The sequence below is a fragment of the Pseudoxanthomonas sp. CCNWLY206-1 genome (assembly GCF_039710385.1).
Classification (GTDB): domain Bacteria; phylum Pseudomonadota; class Gammaproteobacteria; order Xanthomonadales; family Xanthomonadaceae; genus Pseudoxanthomonas_A.
On sequence record NZ_JBDKXI010000002.1, the window covers coordinates 506,532 to 527,369 of the forward strand.

The 20,838-nt window shown below is 62.5% G+C and carries 15 protein-coding genes; 8 read left to right on the top strand and 7 right to left on the bottom strand.

Annotation, left to right across the window (positions count from 1 at the left end):
• Window positions 1–2: 2 nt before the first annotated feature.
• From AADW18_RS06490 to AADW18_RS06500, 3 genes are all read right to left on the bottom strand, one after another.
• Window positions 3–2,282 carry a TonB-dependent hemoglobin/transferrin/lactoferrin family receptor gene (locus AADW18_RS06490; protein WP_337342539.1) on the bottom strand — a complete coding sequence of 760 codons (2,280 nt, stop codon included), beginning with the start codon at window positions 2,280–2,282 and terminating at the stop codon, window positions 3–5.
• A 178-nt stretch (window positions 2,283–2,460) separates the two neighbouring features.
• Entirely contained in the window at window positions 2,461–2,661 is a 201-nt protein-coding gene (locus AADW18_RS06495) for a hemin uptake protein HemP (RefSeq protein WP_337342540.1), read from the bottom strand.
• A 190-nt stretch (window positions 2,662–2,851) separates the two neighbouring features.
• Window positions 2,852–3,823, bottom strand: coding sequence for an aldo/keto reductase (locus AADW18_RS06500; RefSeq protein ID WP_337342541.1), 972 nt, complete (start codon window positions 3,821–3,823; stop codon window positions 2,852–2,854).
• A 375-nt stretch (window positions 3,824–4,198) separates the two neighbouring features.
• Here AADW18_RS06500 and AADW18_RS06505 point away from each other — a divergent pair, with 375 nt between their 5' ends.
• From AADW18_RS06505 to AADW18_RS06535, 7 genes are all read left to right on the top strand, one after another.
• Window positions 4,199–4,771 (top strand): TMEM165/GDT1 family protein, encoded by a 573-nt coding sequence (locus tag AADW18_RS06505; protein ID WP_337342542.1) that lies wholly within the window; start codon window positions 4,199–4,201, stop codon window positions 4,769–4,771.
• A 95-nt stretch (window positions 4,772–4,866) separates the two neighbouring features.
• A complete protein-coding gene (locus AADW18_RS06510) occupies window positions 4,867–6,165 on the top strand; it encodes a nucleoside transporter C-terminal domain-containing protein (RefSeq protein WP_337342543.1) in 1,299 nt (432 codons plus the stop codon).
• A gap of 104 nt (window positions 6,166–6,269) precedes the next feature.
• Window positions 6,270–7,259 carry a ribokinase gene (locus AADW18_RS06515; RefSeq protein ID WP_337342544.1) on the top strand — a complete coding sequence of 330 codons (990 nt, stop codon included), beginning with the start codon at window positions 6,270–6,272 and terminating at the stop codon, window positions 7,257–7,259.
• A gap of 265 nt (window positions 7,260–7,524) precedes the next feature.
• Window positions 7,525–9,696, top strand: a complete 2,172-nt coding sequence (locus AADW18_RS06520; RefSeq protein WP_337342545.1) for a TonB-dependent receptor — start codon at window positions 7,525–7,527, stop codon at window positions 9,694–9,696.
• Between the two features lie 12 nt (window positions 9,697–9,708).
• Entirely contained in the window at window positions 9,709–10,818 is a 1,110-nt protein-coding gene (locus AADW18_RS06525; protein WP_337342546.1) for a PepSY-associated TM helix domain-containing protein, read from the top strand.
• A gap of 169 nt (window positions 10,819–10,987) precedes the next feature.
• Entirely contained in the window at window positions 10,988–12,031 is a 1,044-nt protein-coding gene (gene dusB, locus AADW18_RS06530) for a tRNA dihydrouridine synthase DusB (protein ID WP_337342547.1), read from the top strand.
• A gap of 128 nt (window positions 12,032–12,159) precedes the next feature.
• Window positions 12,160–12,987, top strand: a complete 828-nt coding sequence (locus AADW18_RS06535; RefSeq protein WP_337342548.1) for a methyltransferase domain-containing protein — start codon at window positions 12,160–12,162, stop codon at window positions 12,985–12,987.
• Window positions 12,988–13,187: 200 nt separating this feature from the next.
• Here the strand turns inward: AADW18_RS06535 and AADW18_RS06540 are convergent, their stop codons facing one another.
• The 3 genes from AADW18_RS06540 to AADW18_RS06550 all read right to left on the bottom strand — a co-directional run bounded on the left by AADW18_RS06540 (window position 13,188) and on the right by AADW18_RS06550 (window position 16,981).
• Entirely contained in the window at window positions 13,188–14,279 is a 1,092-nt protein-coding gene (locus AADW18_RS06540; RefSeq protein ID WP_337342549.1) for a metal-dependent hydrolase, read from the bottom strand.
• Window positions 14,280–14,453: 174 nt separating this feature from the next.
• Window positions 14,454–15,272 (bottom strand): UDP-2,3-diacylglucosamine diphosphatase, encoded by an 819-nt coding sequence (locus AADW18_RS06545; protein ID WP_337342550.1) that lies wholly within the window; start codon window positions 15,270–15,272, stop codon window positions 14,454–14,456.
• A complete protein-coding gene (locus tag AADW18_RS06550; protein WP_337342551.1) occupies window positions 15,269–16,981 on the bottom strand; it encodes a lysophospholipid acyltransferase family protein in 1,713 nt (570 codons plus the stop codon). The genes AADW18_RS06545 and AADW18_RS06550 overlap by 4 nt, the downstream gene beginning before the upstream one ends.
• A gap of 201 nt (window positions 16,982–17,182) precedes the next feature.
• Here AADW18_RS06550 and metK point away from each other — a divergent pair, with 201 nt between their 5' ends.
• Entirely contained in the window at window positions 17,183–18,394 is a 1,212-nt protein-coding gene (metK, locus tag AADW18_RS06555) for a methionine adenosyltransferase (protein WP_337342552.1), read from the top strand.
• A 328-nt stretch (window positions 18,395–18,722) separates the two neighbouring features.
• Here the strand turns inward: metK and AADW18_RS06560 are convergent, their stop codons facing one another.
• On the bottom strand, window positions 18,723–20,834 hold the full coding sequence (locus tag AADW18_RS06560; protein ID WP_337342553.1) for an amylo-alpha-1,6-glucosidase: 2,112 nt from the start codon (window positions 20,832–20,834) through the stop codon (window positions 18,723–18,725).
• Window positions 20,835–20,838: the final 4 nt, after the last annotated feature.

The following is a 20,838-nucleotide window of genomic DNA, read 5'->3' on the forward strand; positions in this document are numbered from 1 at the left end:
CGCTACCAGCTCAACGACAGGCTGGCGGACAGCGAGCGTCCAGGACGGGTGTAGCGATCCAGCACGAGGCTGCTCGCCAGTATCCCGTTCACGTCGGCCCAATCGGTGTACTTCTTGTCCGTCAGGTTGAGGATGCCGACGTTGACCTTGGCGCCTGGCGCGAAATCCCAGTGCGCCAGCAGGTCGAGCACGCCGTAGCCGGCCGGCTGGTATTGGCCTTCCTCGGCAGGCCGTTTTTTCTTTTCCGCGAAACTGCCGATCAGTTCGGCACCCCAGGCTTCGCGGTCGTAGGCCAGCCCTAAAGTGCCTCGCAATGGATCGACCGAATTCAGCGGGGTGTCGTCGGTCTTGTTGTCTCCACGCGCGTATACCACCGCTCCGCGCAGCGACCAACCTTCCATCTGTTCACTGAGCGCACCGAGGTCGACGCCCGCCTTGAACTCCGCACCGTAGATGCGGGCGTCGGCGACGTTCTGCGACTGGAACACGATCAGCGGCGTCTGCGGCGGCCGGCTGACCTGCACGAACGATTCGATGAAGTCCTGGTAGTCGTTGTAGTAGCTGGTCAGTCCAGCGTAGAACGCGTCGTTTGAGAAGCGCACGCCCAGCTCATAGCCATCGCTGGTCTCCGGCTTCAGGTCGGGATTGGCGATGACGGTGTAGCCGGCCGCGATGTTGGTGAAGCCCACGTTGACATCGCCGTAGGGTGGTGCGCGAAAGCCGTGCGCGTAATTGGCGAACAACGACCAGCCCTCGGCGAAGCGCCACACGCCGCCCAGCTTGGGCGACACACTGGTTTCATCCATGCCTTCCACTGCCACTCCGGGATTGTCCTCGGCAAAGATGTTGTCCAGCGTGGGATCGAGCTTGTAATAGTCCACGCGCAAACCCGGGATCAGGCTGAACTTGCCATCGGCGAAACGCATTTCGTCCTGCACATAGGCGCCGACCTTGGTGGTCTTGCTGATCGGAAAGTCGCGGACTGGAAACACTTCCATGCCGACCACCTTGCTGATTGCACCGGTCGTCAGATTGATGGCCATGCCATCGCGCTTCTCGTGGGTTTCGGACCACGAAGCATCCAAGCCATACGTCAGATCGTGATCGACAGTGCCCGTGGTGAAGGCCTTGTAGAAAATCCCCTGAAGCCCGTACAAGCGCTGGTCGAAGTTGTGGTCCATCACCCGGCGCGTGTTGTTGCTGCGCAGTTCCTGCGTGCGCTGGGTGCTCTCGCTGTCCTGGCGGTAGACCCGCCAGCTCAGGCTGTCGGCGAAGCCTGCGTCCAGACTGTCGGCTTCATGCTCCAGCGATACGCGTGCACGGGTCTGGTGGTCTCTTCCTTCCTGCGACGAAATGCCCGCTGTGAAACCGGCCGGTCGTGTCCGGCTGGTGAATGCTTCGACGCTGTTGTAGTCCTCGTTGCCTTCCACCGTCAGCTTGAAGCGTTGGTTCTCTCTGGGCGCATAGACCAGCTTGCTCAGCAGGCTGCGGCCATCGCGGCGCTGCGGGTTGGGAGCGGTCCGATAGTTGATGCCGTCGGCTGCGGGAGCCGTGCTTTCGTTATCGCCCTGGTTTTCGGTTTCCTTGCCTTGGCGATGACTGATCGCCACCATGCCGCTCCAGCGGTCGCCGCCGAAGGCCGCGATGGCGCCACCGAACAATCCTTCCCAGTCGCTTTCGAAGCCGAACTTCAAGCCAAAGTAGGCATCCTTGCCTTCCTCCAGGTAATCCGAAGGATCCTTGGTAACAAAGGCGACCACACCACCCAGCGCATCCGAACCGTAAAGCGAACTCGCGGGTCCGCGTACGATCTCTACCTGCTTCAAGGTGTCGAGGTCGACGAAATTTCGATTGGCCGACAGATAGCTGCCGAAGCCGAAGTTGTCCGATACCGGAATGCCGTCGGTCTGGATCAGTACGCGGTTGCCGTCCAGGCCGCGAATGCGGAATCCACTCAGGGCATTGAAGCGTCCGCTGGTGGAAGTGACCGACACCCCCGGCTCGTACCGCACCAAATCCTTGATATCGCGAATCAACCGATCATCCAGCTGCTCGCGATCGATCACGTCCACCGTACTGGGCACATCGGAAAGCGCGCGCGCTCCACGAGTGGCGGTGACCTGGACGCGCTGGAACTCGTGGGCAGTCTTGGCGGAACTGGCCGCAGCAACGGCGGAACTATCGGCTGAATTACTGGCTGAACTTTCTACAGCGGTTTCGGCGTTGGCCAGGCTGGCGATTGCCAGCCACAGTGCCGAGGTCAGCAACGTGGGGCGGATCATGGGCGTACAGCTTTCCTGTCGGTTTCAAAGTAAAGAGACCGGAAAGGCTGGCGGCCGAAGGATCGTTGGCTGGCGCCCGGTGGAGATAAAGAGGCGATTCGCCGCACGCCACCTTGGAGAGGGAAAGGCGACGGGCTGCGAATCGCGAGCTACACGGTGAGACTTACTGCAATGATGCTTATTTGGTAAGGATCAACTTGTCGTTGCTGGTGTGACGCAGTCGGTACACCTTGTCGCCATGGCGAATCAGGATTTCGCGCTGGCCCTTGAGCAGCGTCTCGCTGTCCAGGGCCTCTTCCGCGAACGCCGGACGCGACGGCAGCCGGTCCCGCAGCGATAGAGGTTCGACCTTCGATAAAGGGGTTACGTTTGCGGTCATCAGAAAGCTCCGTGGCGGAACGTATTCAGATGATAATGATTCTCATTCTGGAGTCAATAGGCCAAGGATCGCTTCTTGTAGAGCCGAGCTTGCTCGGCTGCTCTTAGCGGGGGCCGAAAAAAACGGAAAGCGGGAAGCTGCATAGGATGGGTCTGCGATTCCCCCTTCCCTGTTCTCTATTCCCGGCTCCTTATGAAGCCGCGGCGCTCAAACGCTCCCAGAACGCTTCGTCATAACGTTGCGATAGTTCTACCGCGCGCAGGTTCTCCAGCAATTGCGGCACCTTGCTTGCGCCAGTAATGACCGTGGAAACAAAAGGATTGCGCAGGCACCAGGCAATCGCCAAAGGCGCGGGTGCTTCGCCTGCTTCGGCAGCCAGCGCGGTAAACCGGCGCACGCGTTCAAGCCGGCGCTCTTCAGGCGAACCCATCACCATGCGCTGCAATTCGTCGTTGCCTTCGTAACCCAGTCGCGTATCGGCCGGTACGGCCTGATCGTATTTGCCGGTCAGCAGGCCCGACGCCAGTGGCGACCACGTCGTGGTGCCCAGACCCAGTTCGGAATACAGCGGCGCATACTCCAATTCCACGCGCGAGCGACGCAGGAGGTTGTACTGCGGCTGCTCCATCGTCGGGCCATGCAGATGATGTTGGCGCGCGATGCGGGCGGCTTCCTTGATTTGCGAAGCTGGCCATTCGGAAGTGCCCCAATACAACACCTTGCCTTGCCGGATCAGCGTATCCATCGCCCATACCGTTTCCTCCACCGGCGTGTCCGGATCGGGGCGATGACAAAAGAAAAGATCCAGGTAATCCACCTGCAGTCGCCGCAGCGCCGCATGGCAGCCTTCGGTAACGTGCTTGCGGGATAAACCGCGCTGGGTCGGCCGCGGATCAGCGACCGCTCCGAAACATACTTTGCTGGAGATGCAATAGCCGTCGCGTGGCAACCGAAGATCACGGATGGCATCGCCCATGACGCGCTCGGCTTCGCCATGCGCGTAGATCTCCGCGTTGTCGAAGAAATTGACGCCGTGCTCCCATGCGGCCGAGATCAACTCGCGCGCACCTTCGCGACCGATACGGTCGCCGAAGTTGACCCATGCACCGAAGGACAACGCGGAAAGTTGCAGACCGGACGAACCCAAGCGGCGGTATTGCATGTCGGTCTCCTGCGTTAGGGCCTGTTAGCGCTATTGGGACAGGTCACGTTGCTTCCCCGCTCTGCCAGGGGCTTGTGCGTGGCCTATCCCAATCGTCAACAGGCTCGAATGAGAAGAGTTTACTCATGCCCGGGGAAGCGTCCGCTACAATGCGCGCACTTTCCTCCGGGGAGTAGCCCACCTGCCACGTGCAGGGTCCGCGCATCAACATACTTGGCAGCTTCCTCCTGGATCACCCCTTGAGAGCAGCCATGGTGCGCGGGGCCGAAGCCACCGCTTCCGCTGGGCAAGACCGAAGGCAGGCGTTGCGCCACCCGGGCCGGGCTGCGCGATGTTTGCCTTCGCGTTCGCGAATGCCCGGCCCCGGAGCTCCTGATGTTTTCACTGCAAGCCCTGCTGGTATCGACCGGAACGGTCGCGCTGGCTGAAATCGGCGACAAGACCCAATTGCTGGCCCTGCTGCTGGCCGCCCGCTATCGCAAACCCTGGCCGATCGCACTCGGCATCCTGGTCGCGACGCTGATCAATCATGCGGTCTCCGCCTGGTTCGGCGCCGAGCTGTCGCAGTGGCTGTCGCCCACCGTACTCCGCTGGGGCGTGGCGGTGAGCTTCCTTGCTGTCGCGTTGTGGACACTGAAACCCGATCACCTGGACGATGAAGGCGATCGCCTGCCACCGCATGGGGCGTTCATCGCCACGACGGTGGCATTCTTTCTGGCCGAGATCGGCGACAAGACCCAGATCGCCACGGTTCTCTTGGCCACCAAGTACGATCCGCTGTGGCAGGTCATCGTCGGCACCACGATAGGCATGCTGCTGGCCAACCTGCCCGTGGTCTGGATGGGACATCGCTTCGCCGACCGGCTGCCTCTGAAGCTGGCGCGCGGAATGGCGGCCACGGTCTTCCTGGCCATTGCCGCCTGGGTGGCCTGGAATGGCGTTGGCTGAACACGGGTGCCCACCAGCGATTCAGGCGAACGGGCTTGGAGCGCCTGCTAGACTGCGGCGCTTCGGAACAATGACTGTGGGTTTAGGGGAATTCCATGCTCGAAGCTTTGGGGCGCGTTGGCTTCGGCCTGTTCGGTTTGGCGGTACTGGTCGGCATTGTCTGGCTGTTTTCCAACAACAAGAGGGCCGTGGACTGGAAGCTGGTCGTTACCGGCGTGGCATTGCAGATCGCCTTCGCGGCGCTGGTACTGCTGGTGCCCGGTGGACGCGAAGTCTTCGACTGGCTGGGCCACGGCTTCGTGGACATCCTCGGCTTCGTGAAGGCGGGCTCTGGATTCATTTTCGGCAGCCTGATGGACACCGAGAAATTCGGCTTCATCTTCGCCTTCCAGGTGCTGCCCACCATCATCTTCTTCGCCGCGTTCATGAGCGTGCTGTACCACCTGGGCGTCATGCAGGCGGTAGTCAGGGGAATGGCATGGGCCATTACGAAAATCATGCGCGTTTCCGGCGCGGAAACCACCAGCGTTTGCGCCAGCGTGTTCATCGGCCAGACCGAAGCACCGCTGACGGTACGCCCCTACATCTCGAAGATGACCGAATCCGAACTGATCACCATGATGATCGGCGGCATGGCGCATATCGCCGGCGGCGTGCTGGCGGCCTACGTCGGCATGCTGGGCGGCGGCGATCCGGAACAACAGGCGTTCTACGCCAAGCATTTGCTGGCCGCTTCCATCATGGCCGCACCGGCCACTCTGGTAGTGGCGAAGCTGCTGATACCGGAAACCGGCACGCCACTGACACGCGGCACGGTAAAGATGGAAGTGGAGAAGACCTCCAGCAACATCATCGATGCGGCCGCCGCCGGTGCCGGTGATGGCTTGCGCCTGGCACTCAATATCGGCGCCATGCTGCTGGCCTTCATCGCCTTGATCGCGCTGATCAACTCGCCGCTGACCTGGCTTGGCGAAGTCACCGGGCTGTCGGCCCTGATCGGCAAGCCTACCGACCTGTCCACGATCTTCGGCTTCGTGCTGTCGCCCATCGCCTGGATCATCGGCGTGCCTTGGCAGGACGCCAATACGGTCGGCTCGCTGATCGGGCAGAAGCTGGTCATCAACGAATTCGTCGCCTATATGCAGCTGGCGGACATCGTCAACGGCAAGGTCGCCGGCGTGTCGCTAACGGGAGAAGGCCGGTTGATCGCCACGTATGCGCTGTGCGGTTTCGCCAACTTCAGTTCCATCGCAATCCAGATCGGCGGTATCGGCGGCCTGGCGCCGGAGCGCCGCTCCGACCTGGCTCGCTTCGGCCTGCGCGCCGTGCTGGGCGGCACCGTCGCCACGCTCATGACGGCAACCATCGCCGGGGTGCTCTCCCACTTCGGTTGACGGCAGCGCCTTCGCCTATTCGCTGGGCAAGGCCGCTTTCCTTCTTTCTTCTCCGTTGTTTTCTGGCAACGCGTTCGCCACTCATGCTCGATCAGGCAACCCTTATGAATACCCCCGCAGCTTCTTCCCATGCCTACGTCGCCGTCATCGGTTCGTTCAATGTCGACCATGTCTGGCGCTGCGACACACTGCCGGCAGCGGGGGCGACCATCGCCGGAAAGTACACATACGGACCCGGCGGTAAAGGCTTCAATCAAGCGGTCGCCGCTGCGCGTGCCGGTGCGGCCACGGTATTCGTCTGCGCGCTGGGCGATGACGCCGGCGGCGCGCTGGCCAGGTCGCTAGCGGCGGCCAATGGAATCGATCTGCGCGCACAGGCCTGCGACGAACCCACCGGCACCGCAGGCATCTATGTGGACGCGCACGGCCGCAACAGCATCGTGATTGGCCCCGGCGCCAACGCGGCGCTGATGGCCGAGTTCCTGGAACAGCAACAGGCCGTGATCGTTTCCGCGGGCACTCTGCTGGCGCAACTCGAATCACCGGTGGAAAGCGTTACCGCCGCACTGCAACTTGCGCGCCTGCATGGCGTCACCACCGTTTTGAATCCCGCCCCAGCCAACGCTGGCACCAACACCGATCTGCTGGCGCTGGCGGACATCATCACTCCCAACGAAACCGAGTTCGCCGCGCTGCTCGCCCGCCATCTTGGCGAGCGCATCGAATCCGACCAGGTCGCCACGTCGGACGTGCAGACGTTGCACAACTTCTGCCGCCAGCTGTTTCCGCACGGCACCGTGGTGGTCACGCTGGGCGGTACCGGTGTATTTGTTTCCCATGCGGAAACTGCCCTGCGTGGCGACCCACGCGCCAACTACCGCGCACCGGCCGAGGCCGCCAACGTGGTCGACACCACCGGTGCGGGCGATGCGTTCAACGGTGCCTTGGCCGCCTCGCTGGCAAACAATCCGGCGGCGCCGTTCTCCCAGCATGTGCGCTTTGCCAGCCGCTACGCCGCCCTGTCCACCGAGAATCTGGGCGCGGCCATGGCCATGCCGGCGCTGGCCGACGTGCAGTCCCGCTACGGGGAGTAAGAAGAATCTCTCCTGTAGAGCCAGATTGAGCGTTGTAGGAGCGGGCCGTGCCCGCGAAGCTTCACGTGACGTGATGGGAAAGGTTCACGCCCGTGGGGCGCTCCTGCAAAAAGCGCCTTAGCGGCTATGCGCTAATCGCCTGCCGTTGCGACGGCATCGTTGCTATCGGGAGCCGGAGTTATCGCGGGGCGCGGGCGTGAGTTCATTTTGAAAACAATTCTCATTTACAATGAGCGTGATGTTTTCAACTGAATGACCTGGACCCATGACGCTTCCCCACTCCCGCCTGCTGACCCTTGCGGTCGCCCTAGCGCTTCCTTCCGCCGCCTACGCACAGACCCAAACCGACCCGACCGAACTGGATCGCGTAACGGTATCGGCCAGCACCAGTCGCATTCCGGATTCCGAAGCCGCCCTGCCCAACACCATCACGGTGATCGACCGGGCGCAGTTGGAACAGCAGTTGGCCGTGACGCAAGACCTGTCGCAGGTGCTGGCCAACCTGATTCCGTCATTTACTCCATCCCGGCAGAAGCTCACCAACGCGGGTGAAACCCTGCGCGGACGCAAGCCGCTGTACCTGGTCGACGGCGTCCCCCAGTCAACGCCATTGCGTGAAGGCGGCCGCGACGGCCACACGCTTGACCCGGCGATGATCGAACGCATCGAAGTGATCCACGGCGCCAATGCGTTGCAAGGACTGGGCGCTTCCGGCGGCATCATCAACATCATCACCAAGCACGCACCGCGCAAGGATGGCGACAGCTTCCACGACGTCAGCCTGAGCGCCAGCAGCGCGCTCGCCCACGAAGACGACAGCGTCGGCTACCGTGGCTCCTATCTGTTCGGCACCCGCCAGGGCGCGTTCGACTTTGTGGGCGGTGCGTCCTACGCCAGCGAAGGGCTGTACTACGACGGCGATGGCAATCCTCTGGCCATCAACGCGGTGCAGGGCGATCTGATGGATTCGCGCAGCCACAACCTGTTCGCCAAGGGCGGCTGGAATATCGACGACGATCGCCGCCTGCAGGTGACCGCCAACCGTTATCAGCTGCAAGGCAATAACGATTACGTCGTGGTCAACGGCAACGCGCTCACCGGCATTCCCACGAGCTCCGAACGTGGCGATCCGGAGGGCGAAGGCCCACGCAACCGGACCACCTCGGTGGTGCTGGACTACACCGACAAGTCGCTCGGCGGCGGCTACCTGCAGGCCCAGCTGTATTGGGTTGATTTCTCTGCGTTGTACGGCGGCAGCGATTGGGAAGATTTCTGGGGCGACGGTCGCGATCTGAACTGGTATGACCAATCGCAGAATCAGTCCGAAAAGCTGGGTGGCAAGTTCAGCTGGTCGCGCGGCGACCTGTTCGGCTTGCGCCTGCGGGCAACGCTGGGTGTAGACCTAGCCCGCGACACCACCTCGCAGGAGCTAGTCCTGGCAGGATTGGACTGGGTGCCGGAAACCGTCTATGAATCCTGGTCACCATTCGTGCAGGCTGAGTGGTGGATCACAGACGCTGTGATGTTGACTGCCGGGCTGCGTCACGAGCGCGGCAAGTTGAGGGTCGGCGACTATCTCACCATTCCCGACCAGCGTGTCGTGCCTGCCGGCGTGAAGGGCACCCGGTACTTCGTAGAAGGCGGCTCGCCTGCCACCAGCGAAACCATGCCCAACGCCGGCCTGGTCTGGGAAGCCACCGATGCGCTGAAGCTTTACGCCTCGTACGCAGAGGGCTACACCGTCGCCGATATCGGTCGTGTATTGCGCGCGGTAACAACTCCGGGTAGCAGCGTCGACGGCTTGGTCGACCTGTCTCCGGTGATCGCCGACAACCAGGAAATCGGTCTGGATTACGACGACGGCCATTGGCTGGTGCATCTGGCGACGTATCGATCCAACTCCGATCTGGGTTCACGGCTGACTTTCGATACGGCGACCCGAACCTACAACGTCGCCCGCGAGCGTACTGAGATAAAGGGCTTCGACGGCAGCGTCGCATACCAAGTGCAGGACGATATGCGGATTGGCGTGGCCTATGCGCGCACTCGCGGCCGCTACGACAGTAACGATGATGATCGGGTCGATAGCGATCTGCCGGGCATCAATGTCAGCCCGGATCGTCTCACGGCGTTTTGGGAACTGGCATTCACGCCTTCGGTCAATCTGCGCTTGCAAGCCAGCAAGGCGGAGGGGCGGGATTTCTATACGCTCAACGGACGGACGGCTAGCTATGACAAGGTTAGCTTCGACGGCTACAGCACGGTGGATCTGTTGACACGCTTCAAGCTGCCAGTCGGCACCTTGAGCGTCGGTGTCGAGAATGTGTTCAACGAGCAATACATCAGCTACTACTCACAGGTCACACCACCGCGCAACGACACCTACACGGCGGGCCGTGGACGTGTACTGACCGTGGGCTGGTCGCATCGGTTCTGACGGCCCTTCACCATGTCCAGCATGCTCCCGCGCCAGATCAGCTCCCACACTCCGGCACGTCGTTTGCGCGGAGTGTTGAAGTGGTTGCATTTGTGGCTGGGGCTCACCGCGGGCGTGGTGCTGGTAGTGGTGGCCTTGACCGGCACCGTGCTGGCCTTCCAGCGCGAACTGCTGCTGATGGCGCACCCGCAACTGGCGAAAGCCGATCTGCCGCCGATCCGCACGCAAGGCGAAGCGCTGGCGCGCATCATCGAGCAATGGGGCCCGCGGGGCATGCGCTCCGCGGACCTGCCTTCGGCCAAGCTCCCGGTCTGGCAGGTATTTTTCAGCGGCGGCGAGCGTCGGTATTTCGATGCCGCCAGTGGCGACTTGCTGCTGACACGGTCCAAGAACAACGATTGGGTGCTCTGGCTGCGCGATCTGCATACGCATCTGCTGGCCGGGGATACGGGCGAAGAAGTGCTGGGCGTATTCGGACTGATCGCGCTCTTCATGCTGTTGTCCGGTCTGTATCTGTGGTGGCCGAAATGGCGGGCATTGGCCGCCAGCCTGCGCTGGTATCGCGGGCCACCGACGCGGCGTTGGCTCAGCTGGCACCGCAGTAGCGGCGCATTGCTGCTGCCGGTGTTGCTGCTGGTCGTGGCTAGCGGCGTGGCGATGGTCTACAACCAGGCCACGCGCACCGCATTGCGGTGGTCACTGGACGATGGGCCCGAGATGGTGCCGCCGTTGGCACTGCCGCCGACGGACCAAACCATCGACTGGCCGGCACTGCTGGTCGCAGCGGAAGGCCGGCTTGTCGGCGGCGAACTGCGGCGGATCGCGCTTCCCAAGAAAGACGACGCGTTGGTGTCGATCCGTGCCCGCGCCGCGGGCGAATGGCATCCGAACGGCCGCAGCGTGGTCTGGATGGATCCTTACCGTCTTCAGCCGGTGCAGGTCTATGACGCCACCGCGCAAGATCTGGGAGGCCGCATGAGTGATGCCATCTATCCGCTGCACGGCGGCTTCGTGGGGGGGCGGGCGTGGCAGTGGGGTGTCGCGTTGACCGGGCTGGTGCCCGCCTTCCTGCTGGTTTCCGGCTTCCTGTTCTGGCGGGCGCGGCGCCGGCACGCACGCTAGCGTTGCTGTTCTTTGGTTTTTGCCGGAAAGGCAAAAGCAAAATCCCCCTCAATCCCCCTTTAGTAAAAGGGGAGGCAAAACAGGGGCTTCCGCTTCTGCTCGTAACCCCTGATCCTTGATCCCTGTTCTTCGATTTCCCCTGCCCGCGCGGCGGACGGATAATGGCGGCATGTCGTCCTCCACGCTCCACACCAATGTCCTCCACATCGGTCCCCACCGCATCGATCCGTCGGTGATCCTGGCGCCGATGGCCGGCGTTACCGACAAACCGTTTCGTCAGCTGTGCAAACAGTTGGGCGCGGGTTCGGCCGTTTCGGAAATGACCATCAGCGATTCGCGTTTCTGGAAGACGGAAAAGTCGCAGCGGCGCATGGACCATGTGGGCGAACCGGCGCCGATCAGCGTGCAGATCGCCGGTACCGAACCGCAGCAGCTCGCCGACGCCGCGCGTTACAACGTGGACCACGGCGCGCAGATCATCGACATCAACATGGGTTGCCCGGCCAAGAAAGTCTGCAACGCGTGGGCAGGCTCTGCGCTGATGCGCGACGAGGCGCTGGTAGCACGGATATTGGAGGCGGTGGTGGGTGCCGTCGAGGTCCCGGTCACCCTGAAGATACGTACCGGCTGGGACTGCGATCATCGCAATGGCCTGACCATCGCGCGGATTGCCGAAAACAGCGGTATCGCCGCGCTGGCAGTACACGGGCGCACTCGCGACCAGCACTACACCGGCCAAGCGGAATACGACACCATCGCGGAAATAAAATCGGCGCTCGCCATTCCGGTGATCGCCAACGGCGACGTCGACTCACCGCAGAAGGCCGCCCAGGTATTGGGGCACACCGGCGTCGACGCGGTGATGATCGGCCGCGCCGCGCAGGGCCGGCCATGGATCTTCCGCGAAGTGGCGCACTATCTGGCGACGGGCCAGATACTGCCGCCACCCACGCTCGCCGAGATACGCGACATCCTGCTGGGTCATCTGCACGCGCTGCACGGCTTCTACGGCGAGCCACAGGGGGTGCGCATCGCGCGCAAGCACCTGGGTTGGTACGCCAAGGACCGTCCCGAGCATTCGGCCGAACAACGCGCGGCATTCCGCGCGGTAGTCAACCGCGCCGAGACGGCGGACGCGCAGATCCGGCTGACCCGCGACTATTTCGACGCCTTGGTAGCGGGCGTGGTGCCAGACTTGCCCGCAGCGGCCTAGTTGATTCGGAACAGGTTGGTTGAAAGCACTCTGATCAACTTCCCCTCGCCCCTAATAATGCAAGCGAGGGAGAAAAGAAGGCACCGCCAGTTGAGTGCATACCCTTAAACCGCATCGGAGCATTCGCCATGAGTATTACCAAGCCCGAAACACCTTACCTGCATGGCTTCTCTCCGGTGGAACAGGCGCGGTTGATGAAGCAAGCGCGGCTGGCGGAATCCACCATCTTCAGCAGCATCGACTACACCGGTGTCCGTCGCGTACTGGAGGTAGGCAGCGGCGTCGGTGCGCAAACCGAAATCCTGCTGCGGCGTTTTCCGGATATCCACGTGACCTGCGTGGATTTCAACGAGGCTCAGTTGGAAGCCGCGGAGCGGAACCTGAGCAAGATGCCCTGGTGCCAGGGCCGCTACACCCTGCAACAGGCGGACGCGACCAATCTGCCCTTTTCACCTCGCGAATTCGATGCTGCGTTCCTGTGCTGGGTGCTGGAACACGTGCCATCTCCCGCGCGTGTCATGAACGAGGTTCGCCGGGTGCTGGCGCCAGGCTCGCCGGTGTACATCACCGAGGTGATGAACTCGTCATTCCTGTTGGACCCGTATTCTCCCAATGTCTGGCGCTACTGGATGGCCTTCAACGACTTCCAATACGACAGCGGCGGCGATCCCTTCATTGGCGCCAAGCTGGGCAACCTGTTGCTGGCCGGCGGTTATCGCGATGTCGCGACCGAGATCAAGACGTTCTACTTCGACAATCGCGAGCCCGCCCGGCGTAAAACCATGATTGCCTTCTGGGAAGAACTATTGCTATCCGCCGCGGATCAGCTACTGGAAGCAGGGCGAGTCACCCAAGAAATCGTCGACGGCATGCGCCGTGAATTGAACGACGTGCAGAACGATCCGAATGCGGTGTTCTTTTATTCCTTCGTGCAAGCGCGGGCTACGGTTTACTGATCGGTACGTTGTAGAGCCGAGCATGCTCGGCTACTCCTTCTTGAAACGAAAAGCAGCCGAGCAAGCTCGGCTCTGCAGAAACGCGGATGAATTCCTGTGGGAGCGACGTAAGTCGCGACGTTGATGTTTCCGATCGCTTTCCGATCGCGACTTACGTCGCTGCCACAAGATTGCGTTACGAGGAGCGGCGAAGCCTGTGACTACCGCTGCCCTTCCGCTTTCAGCGGCGGCGTTACTTCACCGGGAGGGACAATCGCGGCTCGAAAAGGCTGATCCGATTGCTTCCAGATGCGTTGCCACATGGCTCCCAGCAGCGCACGCATTCCATCCATTCCGGAAACCGGAGATGCCCATGGCAGCTGCACCGGTGCGATGGCCTGCCACGCGTCGTTCCGCCGTTGAGCCACGGCAAACTGGAAGGTGTAGTCCGGCTCCAAGCCCATGCGTAGATCTGACAGCACCAAACGATCACCCTGCACTTGTGTCCGCATGAAGCCGCGGTTGAACCACGTCAACCGCTTTACCGCCGGGATGTTCCGCGCTTCCCCAAGCGCCTGCGTATTCGAAGGATAGCCGCGGAAGACCAGAGGTCCTTTGTCGAACACCGAGCGCTCCGCTTCGACATAGCCGCTAGGCGTCATCGCGACCACGCGCCAGAGCAGCGTGTTGAACGGCATCGGCACCGAGAAGCGCGGCGCATCAACCAAGCCCATCGCGGCCAGCGTCCGATTCGCCTCGCGATCCACCATGGTCTTGGCCATCAGCGACCAGCCCAGATACGCACAACTCAATGCCAGACCCGCCACCAGCGCACGCTGCGCGATCCGCCTTTCGCGTGCGAACCAAGCTATCAAGCAGCCGATCAGCAGCCAGACGGTGTACGCCGGGTCAATGATGAAGACACTGGACCACATGGTGGGCGGCGGCATCAGCGGCCACCACAGCTGCGTGCCATACACCGTGAAGGCATCCAGCACTGGGTGCGTCACCAGCGACAGTTGGATGGCCCAGAACCACCGCAGCGGCGATTCGGCGACCCGGCCGCCACTGCGTTTGAACAGCCACCAGATCAGCCACGCCACCAGCGGCAGCACGAACAGCGAATGGCTGAAACTGCGGTGCACCGTCATCAGCATGATCGGGTCATCGGTGAACAGCATGATCGGGAAACTATCCAGATCCGGCAGCGTGCCCAACGCGGCACCCGCGAGCAACGCGGCGCGACGATGGTGAGCCGGAGCAATGGCCGCCGCGATGGCGCCGCCTAGTACGATTTGGGAAAGAGAGTCCATGGCGGGATGCTAGCAGCCTGCCACGCTCTTGTAGGAGCGGCGTCCCGCTAGGAGCGGCGTCCCGCCGCGAGCTCTTCACTCTTACCACGATCTGGCAGAAAGAGCTCGCGGTGGGACGCCGCTCCTACAAGAGAAAACGCCGCACCTACCTATCCGAGCAGGCAAGATTTCCGATCACGCCGCCTTGGACATATCCGGCGACACCAGCCGCAGGCGGGCCGGAACAACCGAAAGCACCTGCCCTGCATGCGACACCAGTTGCAGGCTGCCGTCGGCTTCCTCGCATAGCGCGGTCAGGCTTTCCACCCAGTCGCCGTCGTTGGCATACACCAGGTTCTCGCGCTGGAACAGCGCCGCGCGGTGGATATGTCCGCAGATGATGCCGTCCAGGCCGCGGCGCTGCGCGTCGTCCAAACCGGCCTGCACGAAGCGGCCGATGTAGCGCTCAGCCGCATCGCTCTGGCGCTTCAGATATTCCGCCAGCGACCAGTAGCGCAGACCCAGGCGGCGGCGGACCTGATTGATGAGGCGATTGCCGGTAAGGATGCGGTAGTACAACCAGTCGCCGAAACGCTCCTGCAAGCCACCGAAGTGAGTGATGCCGTCGTAGTCGTCGCCATGGGTCACCAGCAGGCGTCGGCCGTCAGCGGTGGTGTGGATGGCACGGCGACGCACTTGCATGGCGGGCAGCATCAGTCCGCAGAACCGGCGTACGGGACGGTCGTGGTTGCCAGGCACATAGATCAATTCCGTGCCATTGCGCGCCAGCGCGTGCAGGTTTTCGACAACGCGATTATGTGCGGCGTCCCAGGAAGCCCGCCGCTGTGCCATCCACCACAGGTCCACGATGTCGCCCACCAGATACAGCCGGCGGCAGCGCAGTCCACTCAGGAAATCGGCGAACTCGGCCGCGTGGCAATGTTTGGAACCCAGATGAACATCGGAAACGAAGACCGCGCGCTTCATCGGAGCGGTGGCGGTCCGGGGGCTCATGCCGGCACCGATTCGCGCGGGTTGGATTCCAGGTATCGCGCCCGCTTCTTGGGTCGGATGCAATGCAGATCGACTTCGATCAATCCGTCGATGGAATCGCTGAAGGCCGGATCCACTCCGAATGCCAGGAACCGCGTTCCGCCCGGTTCGCAGAGCTCGGTGTACTGCTTGTACAGCATCGGGATGGTGGCACCCAACGCATCCAGATTGGCTTTCAGCACACGGAAAGCGGTTTCCGCATCCAGTTGCCCGAACGTAGGTGGCGCGGCTGTGTAGCGGAACGGATGGCGCGAAACCGCCTCGCCATCAAGATCGCCGTAGTACTGCGCGTAGTAGCTGACGATCTGCTCGCGCGCGTGCAGCGGTAGCGCGGCGCTCATCGATACCGCCCCGAACAGATAGCGGATACGAGGATGCCGGCGCAGGTAGGCGCCGATGCCTTGCCACAGGTAATCGATGCTGCGGCTGCCCCAATACTCGGGCGCCACGAAGCTGCGTCCCAGTTCCATGCCTTGCGCGATGCGCGGCAATGCGTCATCGGCGTAGTGGAACAGCGATGCGGTATACAGGCCTTTGAGCCCCTGTTCGGCGAGCACCGATGCGCCACGTGCAATCCGATATGCACCGGCGATCTTCCGTGCTTGCGCATCCCACAGCACGATGTGTTCGTACCAGGCGTCGTACGGATCCACGTCCATTCGCTTGCCGGTGCCCTCGCCCACTTCGCGGAAGGTCAGCTCGCGCAGGCGGCCGATTTCGCGCAGCAGCGGCGAATCGGATGCCAGCCGGCCGACGCAGATATGCTTACCGTCGGTGGTGGCGCCCAGGCGTTCCAGCGAGGCGATGGCCGCGCTCAGTACCGCGCGATCCACCGCAGGAACGAGCGGTTCCGGTCCTTCGGGAATCGTTTCCTTGCCGCGACTGATGGCATACAGCGCGCGCCGCACCTGGGCCACCGCAACGTCAGCATCGACGTTTTCGTCCACCTGCATCAGATTGCCAACGCGCAGCACGATGCGGCGCTGGCTGCGCGCGAACATTTCGCGCGCCAACAAGGCCGTCCCGGCGGGCTTCAACAGAGTCGAGGCGCCGTAGAAGAATGCCGAGTTGCGGGCCTGTATCCGCACCGGCAGCACCGGTGCGCCGGTATTGCGGGCAAACCGCAGGAAGCCTCTACGCCAACGTGTGTCGGTCACCCCGCGCGGCCCCAACCGCGACACCTCGCCTGCAGGGAATACGATGACGCATTGTTCGTCCTCCAGCGCCTGCTCGATGGCTCGCAGGCTGTCCGCACCCGGATTTCCGCCCAGGATACGTACCGGCAGCAGCAGGTCGCGAAGATTGTCGATGCCGGTCAGGAAATCGTTGGCGACGATCTTCACGTCGCGCCGCACGCTGCCCACGAAGTGCAGCAATGCCATGGCATCCAGCGCACCGGAGGGATGATTGGCGACGATCAACAACCGGCCGCTTTCAGGAACGCGCCGGCGTTCGACATGGTCAACCGCGTAACGCAGGTTGAGGAAGTCCATCGCCGCTTCCAGGAAAGCGAAGTCGTGCAAATGCGCGTGCTCTGCCAGGAAGCCGTAGGCCTCATCCAGCCGGGACCATTTGCCCAAGGTCTTCAATAGCGGACGCGCCACCCAGGCTCGGCGGCCTCGGAACCACTGCGGGTAACGTTCGGCGATCTGTTGTTCCAGCGGGCGCATGTCAGGAGGCTCGTCGGGTTGCGCGCAGCCTGCTACGGATCCGCGACATTGCCATTGCGGTTTTGCGGCAGACACATGACAGCCGCCGATGACCGCCCGTTTAACCCCACGAGCACCGTGAACGGGGCAGAATGCACGCTCCGCCCGGCGCGTGTATCATGCGCACCCATCTTTTCATCCGAATCAAGGGATATAAGCCCGATGTCCAATTACCTGTTCACTTCCGAATCGGTCTCCGAAGGCCATCCGGATAAGGTCGCCGACCAGATTTCCGACGCTGTCCTCGACGCCATCCTGGCCCAGGACAAGCGCGCCCGCGTGGCATGCGAAACACTGGTCAAGACCGGTGTGGCCATCGTGGCCGGGGAAATCACCACCTCCGCCTGGATCGACCTGGAAGCGCTGACCCGCAAGGTGATCGTGGACATCGGCTACGACAGCAGCGAGGTCGGTTTCGACGGCGCCACCTGCGGCGTGCTGAACCTGATCGGCAAGCAATCCCCCGACATCAACCAGGGCGTGGACCGCAAGAAGCCGGAAGAACAAGGCGCTGGCGACCAGGGCCTGATGTTCGGCTACGCCACCAACGAAACCGACAGCTACATGCCGGCCGCCATCCACCTGTCGCACCGCCTGGTCGAACAGCAGGCCAAGGTGCGCAAGAAGAAGAATTCGCCACTGTCGTGGCTGCGCCCCGATGCCAAGAGCCAGGTCACCCTGCGCTATGAAGGTGGCAAGGCCGTGGCGATCGACGCGGTGGTGCTGTCCACCCAGCACGACCCGGACATCAAGCAGAAGGATCTGGTCGAAGCCGTGCGCGAGCACATCGTCAAGCCGGTGCTGCCGGCCAAGTGGCTGCACAAGGGCACCAAGTTCCACATCAACCCGACCGGCAAGTTCGTGATCGGTGGACCGGTGGGCGACTGCGGCCTGACCGGCCGCAAGATCATCGTCGACACCTACGGCGGCTGGGCCCGTCACGGTGGCGGCGCGTTCTCGGGCAAGGATCCGTCCAAGGTGGACCGTTCCGCCGCCTACGCCGCGCGCTATGTGGCCAAGAACGTCGTGGCCGCCGGCTTGGCCGACCGCTGCGAAGTGCAGGTGTCCTATGCGATTGGCGTGGCCGAGCCGACTTCGATCTCGGTGACCACCTTCGGCACCGGCAAGATCGACGACCAGAAGATCGAGAAGCTGATCCGCAAGCATTTCGACCTGCGCCCGTACGGCATCATCCAGATGCTGGACCTGATCCATCCGATGTATCAGCAGACTGCCGCCTACGGCCATTTCGGCCGCAAGCCGCAGGAATTCAGCTACCTCGACAGCGCCGGCAAGAAGCACACCGCCACCGCGTTCTCGTGGGAAAAGACGGATCGTGCCGAAGCACTGCGCAAGGATGCCGGGCTGAAGTAAGGTTTTTTATTGGATAGGGAAACTCAGCCTAGATAGTTGTCCTACAAGCTGAAGATTCATTTCCTCATCCGCCTTCGGCACCTTCTCCCAACGGGAGAAGGGAAAAATAAAGACGGGCCGCGCAAGCGGCCCGTTTTTCGTTGGAAGCTAAAGAAGGGTGAACGGTGACAGGAAAAGCATTTCGCTTTTACCTTCTTTTAAAAGAAGGCAAGGGGATTTTCTTTTGCTGTTGCTTCTAAAGAGCAAAAGCAAATCCCCCTCAATCCCCCTTTTAAAAGGGGGAGGCAAAGGCATAAGCCTTGCGATTCCCTATTCCCTATTCCCAGCTCTAAAGCCGCACCGTCACCCGCACCTCCGGGGAACCGCCGGCATGCGCGGCCAGTACTCGGTCGCCGACGCGTTCGAACATCAAATCCAGGCGCGCGCCGGCAACGTCCAGGCGTTCGACACGCAATCGATCCACGCCATAAGGCAGCTGCGGGTGATCAATGATCACTTCGCTGCGCGCGGCATCCACCTGCAGACCCAGGCTGGCTTGCAACAGCATGAACACCGATCCGGCCGACCACGCCTGCGGCAGGCAGGCCACCGGATAGGCGATCGGCGGTTCGCCCGTGACACGCGGGAATCCGCAGAACAGTTCCGGCAGGCGCATGCCGAAATGCGTGGCGGCTTCGAACACTTCGCCCAGCAGATGCATGCTCTGCCGCCGCGCGCCGTAGTGCGCCATGCCGGCGGCGCACAGCGCGACATCGTGCGGCCACACCGAGCCGTTGTGGTACGACATGGGATTGAAGCGCGGCTGGTCCGAGGCCAACGTACGCACGCCCCAACCGTTGTCGAACGGGGGCGAGCACAGTTGTGCGATCACCCGCTGCGCGCGCGTCGGCTGCGGAAGACCGACGTACAGCAAATGCCCCGGATTGGATGCACGGACGCGGCACATGCGTCCTTCGCCATCCCGCGCCAGTGCGTAGAAATCCAGCACCTCATCCCAGAATCGGGTTTCGACGGTCTCACGCATCCGTTCGGCGCGGATCCGCCAGCGAATGGCGGCTTCTTCTTCTCCACGCGCGGCGGCCAACGACGCCATCGCCTCCAAGGCGGAGAACACATAACCCTGCACTTCGACAAGCGCGATTGGCCCGTTCGGCATGCTGCCATCTTCATGGAAAATCGAATCGCCGCTGTCCTTCCAGCCTTGGTTGGACAAACCGCTGGCCTCACCGCGCGCATAGGCAAGCAAGCCATCGGCGTCGGCATCGCAACTGCGCTCGATCCAATCCATGGCTTGCTGCAGCACGGGCCATAGGGTTTCCAACATGGCGAGATCGCCCGTACGGCGAAAGTAGCGGCCCGCCAGCATCACGAACAACGGCGTGGTATCCACACCGCCGTAGTACAGCCCGAACGGTATCTCACCCAATGCCGCCATTTCGCCCTTGCGCGATTCGTGCATGATCTTGCCGGGTGCGGAATCGCGAAACGCGGAAGTCTCTTGCGCTTGGCGTTCGGCCAAAAACGCCAGCACACCGCGCGCCAGGCCCGGGTCCAGCCAGAGCGTCTGCAAGGCAGTGATGATCGCGTCGCGGCCGAACGGTGTCGAAAACCACGGGATACCCGCGTAGGGATAGCGGCCCGACGGCAGCTCACTGGCCAGTAATGCGATATCGGTGCGGGAGCGCTCAAGCCAGGCGTCGAACAGCAAGCCGCCGCCTCGCAGTCGCCCGCCCGAGCGTCGCCGTGCACGCATCGCGCGTCGCGCCTGGATGGTCGCTGCGCGGTAGCGTTCGCGTCCCGGCCGTGACGGCTCCGTGCCGACCTCCAGATAAAGTTCGAATCCCTGGTGAGGCAACAGCCGCACATCGAATCGAGCCTTCTCTTCCGTCAACGACGACGGCGACATCGAAAAGCTGATCACGGTGCTGCGAAGGGTCCCGTCCAGCCCGAGGTAGCGCAGCGTCGCCGCATCCGCACTCAGTTCAGCCGGCGGATAGTCGCCGCGGCGTGCCCGCTGCATGCCGCGCACCTCGAACATGTCGCGGAAATCCGCACCGAATTCGATCAACAACGGCAGGACGACCTCGTTCTCCGCGTAGTTCACGCACTCGATGCGTTCATACAGGCGCCCGCTCCAGAGAAAGCGCGAACGCTCGATGTGGATCACACCCTGTGCCGCCGGATTGCCACCGATCGGTGGCAGTGGCCGGTTGGTCAAATGCGAGGTGAACACCACCTTGTCTTGCGCGATCGCCGCGCTCAGCAAAGTAGGTTGATCACCGTCCAGGCAAAGGCGAAGGCGCGACAGCGTGCGCGTGCCCTCATGAAACAAACCGTCCGAATCGCCGTAGAGGTCGCCTTGCGCGTCGCATACCAGGAAACTGTCGCCCTCTTTGAGCGAATAGCTGCTCTGGATATTGCCGGGAACCGTGCTCAGCATGCCG

Coding starts and splice junctions, on each gene's coding strand:
- AADW18_RS06490 (WP_337342539.1), bottom strand. CDS start 2,282: ATGATCCGCCCCACGTTGCTGACCTCGGCACTGTGGCTGGCAATCGCC.
- AADW18_RS06495 (WP_337342540.1), bottom strand. CDS start 2,661: ATGACCGCAAACGTAACCCCTTTATCGAAGGTCGAACCTCTATCGCTG.
- AADW18_RS06500 (WP_337342541.1), bottom strand. CDS start 3,823: ATGCAATACCGCCGCTTGGGTTCGTCCGGTCTGCAACTTTCCGCGTTG.
- AADW18_RS06505 (WP_337342542.1), top strand. CDS start 4,199: ATGTTTTCACTGCAAGCCCTGCTGGTATCGACCGGAACGGTCGCGCTG.
- AADW18_RS06510 (WP_337342543.1), top strand. CDS start 4,867: ATGCTCGAAGCTTTGGGGCGCGTTGGCTTCGGCCTGTTCGGTTTGGCG.
- AADW18_RS06515 (WP_337342544.1), top strand. CDS start 6,270: ATGAATACCCCCGCAGCTTCTTCCCATGCCTACGTCGCCGTCATCGGT.
- AADW18_RS06520 (WP_337342545.1), top strand. CDS start 7,525: ATGACGCTTCCCCACTCCCGCCTGCTGACCCTTGCGGTCGCCCTAGCG.
- AADW18_RS06525 (WP_337342546.1), top strand. CDS start 9,709: ATGTCCAGCATGCTCCCGCGCCAGATCAGCTCCCACACTCCGGCACGT.
- dusB (WP_337342547.1), top strand. CDS start 10,988: ATGTCGTCCTCCACGCTCCACACCAATGTCCTCCACATCGGTCCCCAC.
- AADW18_RS06535 (WP_337342548.1), top strand. CDS start 12,160: ATGAGTATTACCAAGCCCGAAACACCTTACCTGCATGGCTTCTCTCCG.
- AADW18_RS06540 (WP_337342549.1), bottom strand. CDS start 14,279: ATGGACTCTCTTTCCCAAATCGTACTAGGCGGCGCCATCGCGGCGGCC.
- AADW18_RS06545 (WP_337342550.1), bottom strand. CDS start 15,272: ATGAGCCCCCGGACCGCCACCGCTCCGATGAAGCGCGCGGTCTTCGTT.
- AADW18_RS06550 (WP_337342551.1), bottom strand. CDS start 16,981: ATGCGCCCGCTGGAACAACAGATCGCCGAACGTTACCCGCAGTGGTTC.
- metK (WP_337342552.1), top strand. CDS start 17,183: ATGTCCAATTACCTGTTCACTTCCGAATCGGTCTCCGAAGGCCATCCG.
- AADW18_RS06560 (WP_337342553.1), bottom strand. CDS start 20,834: ATGCTGAGCACGGTTCCCGGCAATATCCAGAGCAGCTATTCGCTCAAA.